Source organism: Pseudomonas sp. IPO3747 (assembly GCF_013385245.1).
GTDB classification, from domain to species: Bacteria; Pseudomonadota; Gammaproteobacteria; order Pseudomonadales; family Pseudomonadaceae; genus Aquipseudomonas; species Aquipseudomonas edaphica.
Genome location: NZ_JACAQL010000027.1, coordinates 17198 through 31359 on the forward strand (window position 1 = coordinate 17198; position 14162 = coordinate 31359).

Genomic DNA, 14162 nt, shown 5'->3' on the forward strand with positions numbered 1-14162 from the left:
GTGCGTCGTTCAGAGTTTCAGTCAGGTCGTATCCAGCAATAATCGGGTAAAACGATGCCGCACACTCGCCTTGGGGATTTTTCACTCGGGGGGTATGGCATGGGTATGCAAGGCTATAGCGCAGCGGAACGGCTGGAACGGTTGCCCATCAGCGGTTACCACCGAATCATTTTCATCATCATCGCCTTGGCGTTTTTTTTCGACTCCATGGACCTGGCGATGATGACCTTCCTGTTGGGCTCGATAAAAACCGAGTTCGGCCTGAGCACGGCCCAGGCCGGGTTACTCGCCAGTTCGAGTTTTTTCGGCATGGTGGTCGGTGCGTCCTTGTCCGGCATGTTGGCTGACCGTTTCGGGCGCAAGCCGGTGTTTCAGTGGAGCATCGTGTTGTGGGGCGTCGCCAGTTACCTGTGCTCCACGGCGCAGACGGTGGAAACGCTGACGCTGTTTCGCATCCTGCTGGGGATCGGCATGGGTATGGAATTCCCGATTGCGCAGTCGATGCTCTCGGAGCTGATTCCCGCCAAGGGCCGTGGGCGATATATCGCCTTGATGGATGGCTTCTGGCCGCTGGGGTTTGTGGCGGCGGGTGTGCTGTCCTACTTTTTGCTGCCGGTGATTGGCTGGCGCGACATCTTCCTGGTGTTGGCGGTACCGGCGGTGTTTGTGCTGGCGATTCGTTTTTTTATCCCGGAATCGCCACGCTGGCTGGAACAGGCCGGGCGGCATGCAGCGGCGGACAAGGTGTTGCTCGGCATTGAGCAGAAGGTCCGCGACTCGCTGGGGCGAACGGACTTGCCGGAGCCGATTGCCTTGCCTCGGGTTGAGAGCGTGCCGGGCACGTTTTTCTCGGCGTTCCAGCAGTTGTGGTCGGCGCAGTATCGCCAACGCACGATGATGATCTGGAGCGTGTGGTTTTTTGCCTTGCTGGGTTTCTACGGGCTGACCTCCTGGCTGAGTGCGCTGTTGCAGCAGTCGGGTTTTGCCGTGACGCAATCGGTGTATTACACGGTGATCATTTCCCTGGGCGGGATACCGGGCTTCTTGATGGCGGCCTGGCTGGTGGAACGTTGGGGCCGTAAACCGGTGTGTGTGGTGACATTGCTGGGCGGCGGGGTGATGGCGTTTCTGTATGGGCAGAGCGCGGTGTTTGGCGGCAACGTGGGGCTGCTGATTACCTCGGGGTTGTTGATGCAGTTCTTTCTGTTTGGCATGTGGGCGGTGCTGTACACCTACACGCCGGAGCTGTATCCCACTTCGGCGCGGGCCACCGGTTCCGGGTTTGCCTCGGCGATTGGCCGGGTCGGGTCATTGCTGGGGCCGTTGGTAACCGGGCTGGTGTTTCCGATAACCGGGCAGGGTGGGGTGTTTGCCTTGGGGGCGCTGTGTTTTGCGGTGGCGGCGCTGGTGGTGGGGGTGTTTGGGATGGAGACCAAGGGCAAGACCCTGGAAGAACTGACTCAATCTCAAGGCTGATGAGATCAATGTGGGAGCTAGCAAGCCAGCTCCCACATTATTTGAACTGCGTTTATGCAGTTATGGCTTCACGAGCCGCGCATCCAGGCTGTTCTGCGCCAGGCGTTTGGCCTGGTCCTGGGTCATGCCCAGGGAGGTGTACAGCGCGTGGAAGTTCTCGGTGACATAGCCGCCGAAGTACGCCGGGTCATCCGAGTTCACCGTTACCTTCACGCCACGCTCAAGCATGTCGAGGATGTTGTGTTGGGCCATGTCGTCGAACACACAGAGCTTGGTGTTGGACAGCGGGCACACGGTCAGCGGGATCTGCTCGTCGATGATGCGCTGCATCAAGCGTTCGTCTTCGATGGCGCGTACGCCATGGTCGATACGCTGGATTTTCAGCAAGTCGATGGCCTCCCAGATGTACTCGGGCGGGCCTTCTTCGCCGGCGTGGGCCACGGTAAGGAAGCCTTCATGGCGGGCACGGTCGAACACGCGCTGGAACTTGCTCGGCGGGTGGCCCATTTCCGAGCTGTCCAGGCCGACGGCCACAAACGCGTCACGGAACGGCAGCGCCTGGTCGAGGGTTTTCTCGGCTTCGGCTTCGCTCAGGTGGCGCAGGAAGCTCAGGATCAAACCGCTGGTGATGCCCAGTTGCTGCTCGCCATCTTTGAGCGCAGCGGCGATGCCGTTGAGCACCACTTCGAATGGCACGCCACGGTCGGTGTGGGTCTGCGGGTCGAAGAACGGTTCGGTGTGGATCACGTTCTGTTCTTTGCAGCGCAGCAGGTAGGCCCAGGTCAGGTCATAGAAATCCTGGGACGTGCGCAGCACATCGGCGCCTTTGTAATACAGGTCGAGAAACTCTTGCAGGTTGTTGAAGGCGTAGGCCTTGCGCAGGGTTTCGACGTCATTCCACGGCAGTGCAATCTTGTTGCGTTCGGCCAGGGCAAACAGCAACTCAGGCTCCAGCGAGCCTTCCAGGTGCAGGTGCAATTCAGCCTTGGGCAGGGCGTTGAGCCAATCGTACATGTTCTAAATTCTCATCAGGTGCAATGGCGGCATTCTACAGGCCATGGCTGAAATAGTCGGCAAAACCTGACCAGCAGGAGAGTATTGGTTTTATTCGCGCAAGGGCCATCTGAACTAAGGTGTAACGAAACGTTAGCGACGTGGTGCAGTCTGTACCCCATCAATGACTGATTTGCTGCACAAAAAGGCCCGGAATGCTCACATCCCTCAAGCAAGAAAAATTCATGTGGCTGGCGTTGATCGCCGCCATCGCCGCCTACCCGTTGGAGCACTGGATGCTGCACAGCGGGCAGATGATCGCCCTGCTGGGCGGCTTGGCGCTCATCGCTTTTATTGTCATGGCGTCGATGCGCGTCGCCCACCACGCCGAGCAACTGGCGGAAAAGGTCGGTGATCCTTACGGCACCATGATCCTCACTCTCGCCGCCGTGCTGGTGGAAGTGGTGATCCTGGCGATAATGATGAGCAACGAGCCCTCGCCGACTTTGGTACGTGACACGATCTATTCGGCGGTGATGCTCGATATCAACGGCATCCTTGGCCTGGCCGCGCTGATGGGCGGCATCAAGCATGGTGAACAGTCCTACAACGATGACTCGGCACGCAGTTACAGCGTGATGATCCTCACCGCCATGGGCGTATCGATGGTGGTGCCGGAGTTTATTCCCGAGGCTGACTGGAAAATTTACTCGGCCTTCACCATCGGCGCGATGGTGTTGCTCTACACCCTGTTCCTGCGCATGCAGGTCGGGCCACACAGTTACTTCTTCAGCTATAGCTACCCGGAAAAACGCCGAAAAAAGCAGCCGGAAGAACAGCAGGAGCCGTCGATCAACCTGGCGTTTTCCATCGGTACGTTGGTGTTTGGCGTGATTGTGATTGGCGCATTGGCCGAGGTGATGTCCAAGACCCTCGACCTGGGCCTGGAAGGTACGGGCGCACCGCCGGTGATTACCGCGATTGTGGTGGCGGCGATTTCGGCCGCGCCGGAAATTCTGACGGCGTTGCGTGCCGCCTTGGCTAACCGCATGCAGTCGGTGGTCAACATCGCACTGGGTGCATCGTTGTCGACGGTGATTTTGACGGTGCCGGTGATGGAAGCCATGGCGCTCTACAGCGGCCAGCCGTTCCAGATGGCGATGACGCCGGTGCAGACCGTGATGGTGTTGATCACACTGGTGGTGAGTGCGATCAACCTCAATGATGGCGAAACCAATGCCATCGAAGGGATGACGCACTTTGTGTTGTTTGCGACCTTTATCATGTTGTCGTTGCTTGGGGTGTAACCGGCCCTCAAGCACACCTTAAAACCCATGTGGGAGCCGGGCTTGCCCGCGATGGCATCCACTCGGTATGGCTGATAGACCGAGGTGTCTGCATCGCAGGCAAGCCAGCTCCCACATGTGTTGTTTGCGACCTTTATCATGTTGTCGTTGCTTGGGGTGTAACCGGCCCTCAAGCACACCCTAAATCCCATGTGGGAGTCGGGCTTGCCCGCGATGGCATCCACTCGGTATGGCTGATAGACCGAGGTGTCTGCATCGCAGGCAAGCCAGCTCCCACAGTTGGCTTTGTGCAGGGCTCAGGTGCCGGCGATCAGCTGTTTCGCCGCCTGGCTGTGATCGGCAATCAAGCCTTTAAGGTCCAGCCCTTCAACCTGCCCATCGATCACCCGCCACTTGCCGCCGATCATCACCCGGTCCGCGCGGTCGGCGCCGCACAGCAGCAGCGCCGAAATCGGGTCATGGCTGCCGGAAAAGCGCAGCTCATCGAGTTTGAACAGCGCCAGGTCAGCCTGTTTGCCCACGGCCAACTCACCGATATCCGTGCGCCCCAGCAACTGCGCCGAGCCTTTGGTGGCCCAGCCCAGCACGCCTTCCGGGGTGATCTTTTCTGCGCCGTAACGCAGGCGCTGGATGTACAGGGCCTGGCGCGCTTCGAGGATCATGTTCGAGGCATCGTTGGAGGCCGAACCGTCGACGCCCAGGCCAATCGGCGCGCCGGCGGCGAGCAGGTCCAGGGTCGGGCAGATGCCGGAAGCCAGGCGCATATTCGAGCTTGGGCAATGGCAGATACCGGTGCCGGCGGCGCCCAGGCGGGCGATCTCATCCGGGTTGAAGTGAATGCCGTGGGCCAGCCAGGTGCGTGGGCCGAGCCAGCCAACGCTGTCGAGGTAGTCCACCGTGCGCAGCCCGAAACGCTGCAGGCAGAAGTCTTCTTCGTCGAGGGTTTCGGCCAGGTGCGTGTGCAGGCGCACGTCGAGGCTGTTGGCCAGTTCGGCGCTGGCTTGCATGATTTGCGGGGTGACCGAAAACGGCGAGCAGGGCGCCAGGGCGATCTGGATTTGCGCGCCATCGCCGCGCTGGTGGTATTCGCGGATCAGGCGCTGGCTGTCTTCGAGGATAACCTGGCCTTGTTGCACGGTTTGCTGCGGCGGCAGGCCGCCATCGGCTTCGCCCAGGCTCATGGAACCGCGGGTGAGCATGGCACGCATGCCCAGTTCGCGCACGCTTTCTACTTGTACATCGATGGCATTTTCCAGGCCGTCAGGGAACAGGTAATGGTGGTCGGCCGCCGTGGTACAGCCGGAGAGCAGCAACTCTGCGAGGGCGACTTTGGACGCCAGCGCGAGTTTTTCCGGGGTCAGGCGTGCCCAGACCGGGTACAGGGTTTTCAGCCACGGGAAGAGCGGCTGGTTCACCACCGGCGCCCAGGCGCGGGTCAGGGTTTGGTAGAAGTGATGGTGGGTGTTGATCAGCCCCGGCAGGATCACATGTTCGCGTGCATCGAATACTTGTCCGCACGGCACGGTGGGCTCTTTTCCCCAGCCCAGCACTTCGGTGATCACACCGTCTTGCAGCACCAGGCCACCACGGGCGTCGAGGCCATTGGCGGTGAAAATCGCGAGGGGGTTTTTTAACCAGATACGGGTCGCAGGCATTGGCCGGCTCCTCTGAATGATGGGTTCAGGTTTGCCAGCTCAGTGTTGCCCTGTCTGCTGATCCAGGGTCGCCGGTGAGGGCGAGGAGCAGAGTTTACGTGTAGTCCATGATCAGGTCTATCTGTAGGAGCGAGGTGCTCTTGAGACCATCGCGGGCAAGCCCGCTCCCACAGGTTGGACCGAGCTGTTACCAGGCGATGGTGTCGCCCTTGTAGTCCACGAAGTGATGGCCGCCTTTGCCGGTGTAGGCATTCACCTGATCCACCAGGCCGCGCACGCTGGTGTCGACATCGATGTGCGCGTTTTCGCCGCCCATGTCGGTTTTCACCCAGCCCGGATGCAGCGACAGCACGGTGAGCTTATGGTCGCCCAGTTGCGTGATAAAGCTGTTGGTCATGGAGTTGAGTGCAGCCTTGCTGGCCTTGTACAGCGCCAGGTCGGAGCCATCGGGAATAGTCACGCTGCCCAGCACCGAACTCATGAACGCCAGCACGCCGGTGTCTTTGCGGATCTGCCCGACAAAGCGCTGGGCCAGGTTGATCGGCGCCACGGCGTTGGTGAAAAACAGCTGGCCGACTTCCGCCAGGGTGGCGTGGCCCGGCTCCTGGTTGGCAGGGCCTTTGACGCCGGCGTTGACGAACAGCAGGTCGAAGGTGCGCTCCTTCAGGCGTTGGGCCAAGGCGATCACGGCTTGTTGATCGTCCATGTCCAGCTTCTCGATCTGCACCTGGCCCACGGCTTTGAGCGCATCGGCCTTGTTCGGGTCGCGCACGGTGGCGGTCACCTCCCAGCCGTCCTGCAGCAGTTGCTTGACCAGGCCAAGGCCCAGGCCGCGCGAGGCGCCGATGATCAGTGCGGTTTTTGGCGTAGACATGAAGGGCTTCCTTTGGAGTGGAGGTTCACGGATTCAGTGGACAACGTTGCCCGAGCCTTTGCTGCAACTCCTGGCGCAGATGGCCGAGTTCAGTGATGCGGGTGTCGATCAGGTTGAGCTTGTCTTGCAGCAATTGTGTGACGGCAGCGTCGGGATCGGGCGCCTGCCATAAGGCGGCGACGCTGGTGCCGATCTCGCCGAGGCTGAAACCCAGGCGCTGCGCAGTCTTGATATAGAGCACCAGTTGCAGCATGTCCGGCGGGTAGTCGCGGTAACCGTTGGCGCTGCGTTGCGCGGCGATCAACCCGCGCTGCTCATAGAAGCGCAAGGTGTCGCGGCTGACCTGGCTGGCCTTGGCTAATTCGCCGATACGCATGGGACGGGCTCGAGAGGGCTTGACCCTGGAGCATACTCCAGGCTTTAGCCTGCTGGCTTCTTGAATTGAAGGAGCTTGCTGCTATGTGGACACAAAAACGCTACCGGACATTGGTGCGGGCCAGTGCCTGGTATGACTTGATCATCACCGCCGCGTTTGTCACGCCGTGGAGTTTTGCATTAGTACACGGCCTGTTGCAGGGCTTGAACCTGCCGGGCGAGCTACCGCCGTTTCTGCCTGCGCACGTATTGATGGCCAACCTGCTCGGCTCGATCGTGTGCGTGTGGGCAGTGCTGCGTATTCGCGACCCTCAACGCCAATTCGGGCTGTATGACGCGGCCGGCCGTGGTCTGTTTGCGACCTGGCAGCTGTACGCGCTGACGCAGGGCGCCACGTCGGTGCTGTGGATAATTCTGCTGTTGGAAGTACTGTGGGGCGTTGCGCAAATATTGCCGATCAATACTGATCAAAAAATGACCGGCGCCCGTAAGCCCTTATGACAAAAGGGTTACAGACGGGTGTGCTCAGGTTATCCACAGGCAGGTGCACAGTAGATGTGGGCAGTTTCAGCGTTCGAGCAGGATGCGCCCACGGCTGAGGTCGGCGAGCTGGGTTTGCAGCGTGTCGATGTGCGCCTCGCCGAGTGCGAGCTGTAGCTCGACGCCGTTGGCGGTGAAGGTTTCTTCCACCACCAGCCCGCCCAGTTCGGCCACGCGCAGTTTCACCAGGTTCAATTCCGAGAAACTGCAGGCACAGCTCAGCGGCACGCGGCTGATCAACTCGATGCGTTCGGCATTCTGCAGGCATTTGTTCGCGCCGCCGCCGTAGGCGCGAGCCAGGCCGCCGGTGCCCAGCTGGATGCCGCCGTACCAGCGAATCACCAGCACGGCGACCTGATCAAAGCCTTGGGCTTCAATGGCGGCCAGGATCGGTCGCCCGGCCGTGCCGCCGGGTTCGCCATCGTCGTTGCTGCGGTACTGGTCGGCGAGCTTCCAGGCCCAGCAGTTGTGCGTGGCGTTGAGGTCGCTGTGCTGCTCGAAAAACGCCTGGGCGTCTTGCGCGCTGGTGATCGGCGCGGCCAGGGTGATAAAGCGGCTTTTGCGTATTTCTTCACGAAATTCGCAAAGGCCGGTCAGCGTGAAAGGCATAAGTCGCTTCGTTTATAGGGCCGGCTTGATGCCGCAGCCTTTGAGGATGATATGGATCAGGTTGGTGCCGGCGTCTTCCATGTCCTGCTTGGTCAGCTTGGTGCGACCGGTGACGCGGCAGATCTGGGTGGCGAAGTCGGCGTAATGCTGGGTGCTGCCCCACAACAGGAAGATCAGGTGTACGGGGTCGATGGGGTCCATCTTGCCGGCTTCGATCCAGGCCTGGAACACCGCTGCGCGGCCACTGAACCAGGCGCGGTAGTCCTGGCTGAAATATTCGGTCAGGCATTCGCCGCCACTGATGATCTCCATGGCGAAGATCCGCGAGGCTTGGGGGTGGCGCCGGGAGAATTCCATCTTGGTGCGGATGTAGCGTGTCAGCGCGACGGCGGGGTCGTCCTCGGCGGTCAGCGCGTTGAAGGTGCTGTCCCACAGTTCGAGGATATTGCTCAGTACCGCGATGTACAGGCCGAGCTTGTTGGTGAAGTAATAATGCAGGTTGGCCTTGGGCAGCCCGGCACTCGAGGCAATGGTGTTCATGCTGGTGCCTTTGTAGCCATGACGCGCGAATTCGTCTTCAGCCGCCTGGAGAATCGCTTGTTCATTCTTTTGCCGAATACGGCTGGCAGGTTTACCGGCGTGGTTGCTGTGGGCAGGAACTTCGAGGCTCATGGAGGTTTCCGTGCTGATCGATAGAGACGACGTGTGCACAGATAACCCACCCTCAAGCCTCAGACAAGTCCCGATGCAATAAAACCGTCAAAGCGGTTCCAGTGTGTCGCTTTCCGGCGCGTGGTTTGCGCCTGCGGTATTCGCTTTGGCCTCGGGTAATAACAGGCACAACACGATGGCCGTCAGGCCGCCGCTGGTGATGGCCGAATCGAACAGGTTTTGCACCAGAGGCGGCATCAAGTGCAGCAACTCAGGTTGGGCGGCGATGCCCAGGCCAACGCCGAACGAGGTGGCGATGATCAACATGCTGCGTCGGTCCAGCGGCGCCTGGGCCAGAATGCGCACGCCGGCGGCGGCCACGCTGCCGAACATCACCAGGGTTGCGCCGCCCAATACCGGTTTGGGGATTTGCTGCAGCACCGCGCCGATCAGTGGAAACAGGCCGAGACAGAACAGCAGCACACCAATGTATAAGCCGACGTAACGGCTGGCCACGCCGGTGAGTTGGATCACGCCGTTGTTCTGCGCAAACGTGGTGTTGGGGAATGCGCTGAAGGTGGCGGCGATCATGCAACTGACGCCATCACCCAATACGCCGCCCTTGAGTCGACTTATATAAGAAGGGCCGCTGATCGGCTGGCGGGCGATCATGCAGTTGGCGGTCAGGTCGCCAACGGTTTCGATACTGCTGATCAGATAAATCAGCGCGATGGGCAGGAAGGCGCTCCAGTCGAAGTTGAAACCAAAGCGAAACGGCATCGGTACGCTGATCAATGGCAAGTCGGGCAAGGCTTGGGGCACCAGCTTGCCGCTGAACCACGCGGCCAGGCTGCCGAGGGCCAGGCCGATGATGATTGCCGAGAGGCGTACCCACGGCGTGTTCGAGCGGTTGAGCAAGATGATCGTCAACACGACGAACAACCCCAAGGCCAGGTTGGTCGGCGCGCCGAAGTCAGGCGCATTGAAACCGCCACCCAGGTCGGTGATGCCGACTTTGATCAGGCTGATGCCGATCAAGGTGATGACAATGCCGGTGACCAAGGGCGTGATCACACGGCGCAATTGGCCGATAAAACGGCTCAACACGATCTGCACCGCCGCGCCGAAAAAGCACACGCCAAAGACCATCGCCATGATGTCTTCCGGGCTGCCGCCGCGTTGCTTCACTAGAAAGCCTGCTGACAACACCGCGCCGAGAAACGCAAAGCTGGTGCCTTGCAGGCAGATCATGCCGGCGCCGATACCAAATGGCCTGCGTGCCTGGATGAAAGTGCCTACGCCGGACACCATCAACGCCATGCTGATCAGGTAGGGCAGGTGGGCGGTGAGCCCCAACGTAGAACCGATGATCAGTGGCGGGGTGATGATGCCGACAAAGGCGGCCAGCACATGTTGCAAGGCTGCCAGTAGGGCCGGCAGTGGTTTCGGTCGGTCGTTCAGGCCGTAGATCAGGTCGTTGGGGCTCAAGGTTTCTGGTGGCATGGCGGGCAAACTCAGGGCGGACGGTTCAAGGTCCTGGTTCCCTTGCAAAAAGCTGTCCAGTTGCTCAGCTTTTAGCGAGAGGCCCGAATTAGCGCGTTGCCGCCAGACTCTCCAGAAAGCTTTCCAGCACCAAATGAGGGCGGCGACCCTTGCGCGTGACCGATGCGAGGCTCAAATCGTAAAAACGTGTAGCCGGTTTCAGCGCGCGCAGTCGGCCTTGTTGTACCCACAGGCTGGCGTAGTGGTCGGGCAGGTAGCCGATATAGCGGCCGGTGAGAATTAGGAACGCCATGCCTTCGCGGTCCGAGGCGCTGGCGGTGCAATTGAGTGCCTGGTAATGGGCCTGGATTTCGGCGGGCAAGCGAAAGGTCGGGGCGATGGCGTCCTGGCTGTCGATACGTGGGTCGTCCAGTTGCTTGTCGTCCGCGTAAAACAACGGGTGGCCAACCGCGCAGTAGAGCAGTGAGCGTTCGCTGTATAGGGGTTGGTATTCCAGGCCGGACAGCGCGCTCGCCTGAGGTACTACGCCGACATGCAGGCGACCATCGAGTACACCTTGTTCCACCTCGTTCGGCGCGATCATGCGGATCTGGATTTGTACGTCGGGGCCGCGTTCCTTCAACTGCGCCAGGGCGTGGGTGATGCGCATGTGGGGCAGGGTGACCAGGTTGTCGGTGAGGCCGATGATCAGTTCGCCGCGCAAATGCTGATGCAGGCCGTTGACCTCGGTGCGAAAGCTTTCCAGCGCACTTAATAGCTGCAAGGCCGATTGGTAGACCTCGCGGCCTTCTTCGGTCAGGGAGAAACCGGCACGCCCGCGCTGGCACAGGCGCAATCCAAGGCGTTGCTCCAGGTCGCTCATCTGCTGGCTGATGGCCGAGCGGCCGATGCCGAGCACGGTTTCGGCCGCCGAGAAGCCGCCGCACTCCACCACGCTGCGAAAGATGCGCAACAGGCGGATATCGAAGTCGCTGACTTGGGCCAGGGGATCGGGTCGACGGCTGCTCATAGTTTAGTGAAGGCCTGACTGAAGGTTAGAAGAGTTGGATTTCACCGACTTTATCGCCGTGGCAATTTAGCTGCAACAACGCTTTTCAATCCCGACGCTGCCTTTTGCCCTGCGAGGTTTTGCTGATGAACATGCCCGAAAACGCCCCATCGTCCCTGGCCAGCCAACTGAAGTTGGATGCGCACTGGATGCCTTACACCGCCAACCGCAACTTCCAGCGCGACCCGCGCCTGATCGTCGGCGCTGAAGGCAGCTGGTTGATAGATGACAAGGGCCGCAAGGTGTACGACTCGTTGTCGGGCCTGTGGACGTGTGGCGCCGGGCACACCCGTAAAGAGATTCAGGAAGCAGTCTCCAAGCAACTGGGCACCCTGGACTACTCCCCGGGCTTCCAATACGGTCATCCGTTGTCCTTCCAGCTGGCGGAAAAGATCACCGACCTGACCCCAGGCAACCTGAACCACGTGTTCTTCACCGATTCGGGCTCCGAGTGCGCCGATACAGCGGTGAAGATGGTGCGTGCGTACTGGCGCCTGAAAGGCCAGGCCACCAAGACCAAGATGATCGGCCGCGCCCGTGGCTATCACGGTGTGAACATTGCCGGAACCAGCCTGGGTGGCGTGAACGGCAACCGCAAGCTCTTCGGTCAGGGCCTGATGGACGTTGACCATCTGCCGCACACGTTGCTGGCGAGCAATGCCTTCTCCCGTGGCATGCCGGAGCTGGGCGGCATCGCCCTGGCCGATGAGCTGCTCAAGCTGATCGAACTGCACGACGCGTCGAACATCGCAGCGGTGTTTGTTGAACCGATGGCCGGTTCCGCTGGCGTGCTGGTGCCGCCACAGGGTTATCTCAAGCGACTGCGTGAGATCTGCGACCAACACAACATCCTGCTGGTGTTCGACGAAGTGATCACCGGTTTCGGCCGTACCGGCTCGATGTTCGGCGCCGACAGCTTTGGCGTGACCCCGGACCTGATGTGCATTGCCAAGCAAGTCACCAACGGCGCGATCCCGATGGGCGCGGTGATTGCCAGCAGCGAGATCTATCAGACCTTCATGAACCAGGCGACGCCGGAATACGCGGTGGAGTTCCCCCACGGCTACACCTACTCGGCGCACCCGGTGGCTTGCGCGGCTGGCTTGGCGGCATTGGACCTGTTGCAGAAGGAAAACCTGGTGCAGAGCGTAGCCGAAGTCGCCCCGCACTTTGAGAATGCGTTGCACGGGTTGAAGGGCAGCAAGAATGTGATCGACATTCGTAACTACGGCCTGGCCGGCGCGATCCAGATTGCCCCGCGTGACGGTGATGCCATCGTGCGTCCATTTGAGGCCGGCATGGCCTTGTGGAAAGCGGGTTTCTACGTGCGCTTTGGCGGTGACACCCTGCAGTTCGGGCCAACCTTCAACAGCAAGCCGCAGGACCTGGATCGTTTGTTCGATGCGGTCGGCGAAGTGCTGAACAAGATCGACTGATTTCTCCTTCTATATAGAACAACTTTTCAGGAGCCCTGCATGAGCCTTATCCAGCATTTGATCAACGGTGAGTTGGTCAATGACAGCGGCCGTAGTGCCGACGTGTACAACCCGTCCACCGGCCAGGTGATTCACCAAGTGCCATTGGCCAGCCGTGAAACTATTCAACAGGCGATCGACTCGGCCAAGGCGGCGTTCCCTGCCTGGCGTAATACCCCACCGGCCAAGCGTGCCCAGGTGATGTTTCGTTTCAAGCAATTGCTGGAGCAGAACGAAGCGAGAATTTCGCAGTTGATCAGCGAGGAGCATGGCAAGACCCTGGAAGACGCCGCCGGTGAACTGAAACGCGGCATCGAGAACGTGGAATACGCCTGTTCGGCGCCGGAGATTCTCAAGGGCGAGTACAGCCGTAACGTGGGGCCGAACATTGATGCGTGGTCGGACTTCCAGCCGTTGGGTGTGGTGGCGGGTATTACTCCGTTCAACTTCCCGGCGATGGTGCCGCTGTGGATGTACCCGCTGGCGATCGTGTGCGGTAACTGTTTCATCCTGAAACCATCGGAGCGTGATCCAAGCTCCACGCTGCTGATTGCGCAGCTGTTGCAGGAAGCCGGTCTGCCCAAAGGCGTGCTGAGCGTGGTGCACGGGGACAAGGGCGCAGTGGATGCGCTGATTGAAGCGCCGGAAGTGAAAGCCCTGAGTTTTGTGGGGTCGACGCCGATTGCCGAGTACATCTATTCCGAAGCAACCAAGCGCGGCAAGCGCGTGCAGGCGCTGGGCGGGGCGAAGAACCATGCGGTGCTGATGCCGGATGCGGACCTGGATAACGCGGTCAGCGCTCTGATGGGCGCGGCGTACGGTTCCTGCGGTGAGCGTTGCATGGCGATTTCGGTGGCCGTGTGCGTGGGTGACCAGGTGGCGGATGCGTTGATCGCCAAGTTGGTCCCGCAGGTCAAGGCACTCAAGATTGGTGCGGGCACCTCTTGCGGCCTGGATATGGGGCCGTTGGTGACGGGGCAGGCGCGGGACAAGGTCAGTGGCTATATAGAAGACGGTGTGTCTTCTGGCGCTGAGCTGGTAGTCGACGGCCGCGGTTTGAGTGTTGCCGGGCATGAAGAGGGGTTCTTCCTGGGTGGTAGCTTGTTTGATCGCGTGACCCCTGAAATGCGCATCTATAAAGAGGAGATCTTCGGGCCGGTGCTGTGTGTGGTCCGCGTTGACAGCCTGGAAGCCGCGATGCAACTGATCAACGATCATGAGTATGGCAACGGCACCTGCATCTTTACCCGTGACGGTGAAGCGGCGCGGCTGTTCTGTGATGAGATCGAAGTGGGCATGGTTGGCGTAAACGTGCCGTTGCCCGTGCCGGTGGCGTACCACAGCTTTGGCGGCTGGAAGCGTTCGCTGTTTGGCGACTTGCATGCCTATGGGCCGGATGGGGTGCGTTTCTATACCCGTCGCAAGGCGATTACCCAGCGTTGGCCGCAGCGGGCCAGCCATGAAGCGTCGCAGTTCGCCTTCCCGAGTCTGTAAGGCGTAGTAGGTGAAGGCCGGCCCCTTGGGGCCGGCTTTTGTGCTTTTGCGGCCTTTTTGACCTATATGACAGAAAAGTGAAAGAAAGGGATTGACGGCGTTTTATATCTGTCTATAATTCGCCCCACTTCCGGCGCAGTCGAAACGGAAAACTCCTTGGTA

13 protein-coding genes are annotated in these 14162 nt (G+C 60.3%); 5 read left to right on the forward strand and 8 right to left on the reverse strand.

Translation table 11 applies throughout. The features are described 5' to 3' along the window. The first annotated feature begins 99 nt into the window (after positions 1-99). Complete coding sequence (locus HX790_RS27515; protein WP_099550555.1) at positions 100-1476, forward strand: MFS transporter; 1377 nt, start codon at positions 100-102, stop codon at positions 1474-1476. 60 nt (positions 1477-1536) lie between these two features. Here HX790_RS27515 and HX790_RS27520 read toward each other — a convergent pair whose 3' ends face one another. Beyond that, positions 1537-2490 (reverse strand): adenosine deaminase, encoded by a 954-nt coding sequence (locus HX790_RS27520; protein WP_017134717.1) that lies wholly within the window; start codon positions 2488-2490, stop codon positions 1537-1539. 194 nt (positions 2491-2684) lie between these two features. Between HX790_RS27520 and HX790_RS27525 the strand changes: the two genes are divergently transcribed. Then, a complete protein-coding gene (locus HX790_RS27525; protein WP_017134718.1) occupies positions 2685-3776 on the forward strand; it encodes a calcium:proton antiporter in 1092 nt (363 codons plus the stop codon). 296 nt (positions 3777-4072) lie between these two features. Here HX790_RS27525 and HX790_RS27530 read toward each other — a convergent pair whose 3' ends face one another. The 3 genes from HX790_RS27530 to HX790_RS27540 all read right to left on the reverse strand — a co-directional run bounded on the left by HX790_RS27530 (position 4073) and on the right by HX790_RS27540 (position 6681). Further along, the gene (locus tag HX790_RS27530) at positions 4073-5431 is read right to left on the reverse strand and encodes an 8-oxoguanine deaminase (RefSeq protein WP_176992523.1); all 1359 of its coding nucleotides are present in this window, start codon (positions 5429-5431) and stop codon (positions 4073-4075) included. Between the two features lie 187 nt (positions 5432-5618). Continuing rightward, the gene (locus HX790_RS27535; protein WP_017134720.1) at positions 5619-6305 is read right to left on the reverse strand and encodes an SDR family oxidoreductase; all 687 of its coding nucleotides are present in this window, start codon (positions 6303-6305) and stop codon (positions 5619-5621) included. Between the two features lie 25 nt (positions 6306-6330). Beyond that, positions 6331-6681 (reverse strand): MerR family transcriptional regulator, encoded by a 351-nt coding sequence (locus HX790_RS27540; protein WP_017134721.1) that lies wholly within the window; start codon positions 6679-6681, stop codon positions 6331-6333. Between the two features lie 83 nt (positions 6682-6764). On the opposite strand from HX790_RS27540, the gene HX790_RS27545 reads away from it, so the two are divergent. Then, positions 6765-7181: a hypothetical protein gene (locus HX790_RS27545; protein ID WP_017134722.1), complete on the forward strand. Its 417-nt coding sequence runs from the start codon at positions 6765-6767 to the stop codon at positions 7179-7181. 66 nt (positions 7182-7247) lie between these two features. On the opposite strand, the gene HX790_RS27550 is transcribed toward HX790_RS27545, so the two are convergent. From HX790_RS27550 to HX790_RS27565, 4 genes are all read right to left on the reverse strand, one after another. Continuing rightward, positions 7248-7829 (reverse strand): YigZ family protein, encoded by a 582-nt coding sequence (locus HX790_RS27550; protein ID WP_065930576.1) that lies wholly within the window; start codon positions 7827-7829, stop codon positions 7248-7250. A gap of 12 nt (positions 7830-7841) precedes the next feature. Then, positions 7842-8501 (reverse strand): TetR/AcrR family transcriptional regulator, encoded by a 660-nt coding sequence (locus HX790_RS27555; RefSeq protein WP_017134724.1) that lies wholly within the window; start codon positions 8499-8501, stop codon positions 7842-7844. 87 nt (positions 8502-8588) lie between these two features. Next, positions 8589-9983 carry a uracil-xanthine permease family protein gene (locus tag HX790_RS27560; RefSeq protein ID WP_026013502.1) on the reverse strand — a complete coding sequence of 465 codons (1395 nt, stop codon included), beginning with the start codon at positions 9981-9983 and terminating at the stop codon, positions 8589-8591. An 88-nt stretch (positions 9984-10071) separates the two neighbouring features. Continuing rightward, positions 10072-10992, reverse strand: coding sequence for a LysR family transcriptional regulator (locus HX790_RS27565; RefSeq protein WP_017134726.1), 921 nt, complete (start codon positions 10990-10992; stop codon positions 10072-10074). A 125-nt stretch (positions 10993-11117) separates the two neighbouring features. Between HX790_RS27565 and HX790_RS27570 the strand changes: the two genes are divergently transcribed. Continuing rightward, positions 11118-12467 carry an aspartate aminotransferase family protein gene (locus HX790_RS27570; RefSeq protein ID WP_017134727.1) on the forward strand — a complete coding sequence of 450 codons (1350 nt, stop codon included), beginning with the start codon at positions 11118-11120 and terminating at the stop codon, positions 12465-12467. A 39-nt stretch (positions 12468-12506) separates the two neighbouring features. Then, positions 12507-14000: a CoA-acylating methylmalonate-semialdehyde dehydrogenase gene (locus HX790_RS27575; protein ID WP_017134728.1), complete on the forward strand. Its 1494-nt coding sequence runs from the start codon at positions 12507-12509 to the stop codon at positions 13998-14000. The last annotated feature ends 162 nt before the right edge of the window (positions 14001-14162 follow it).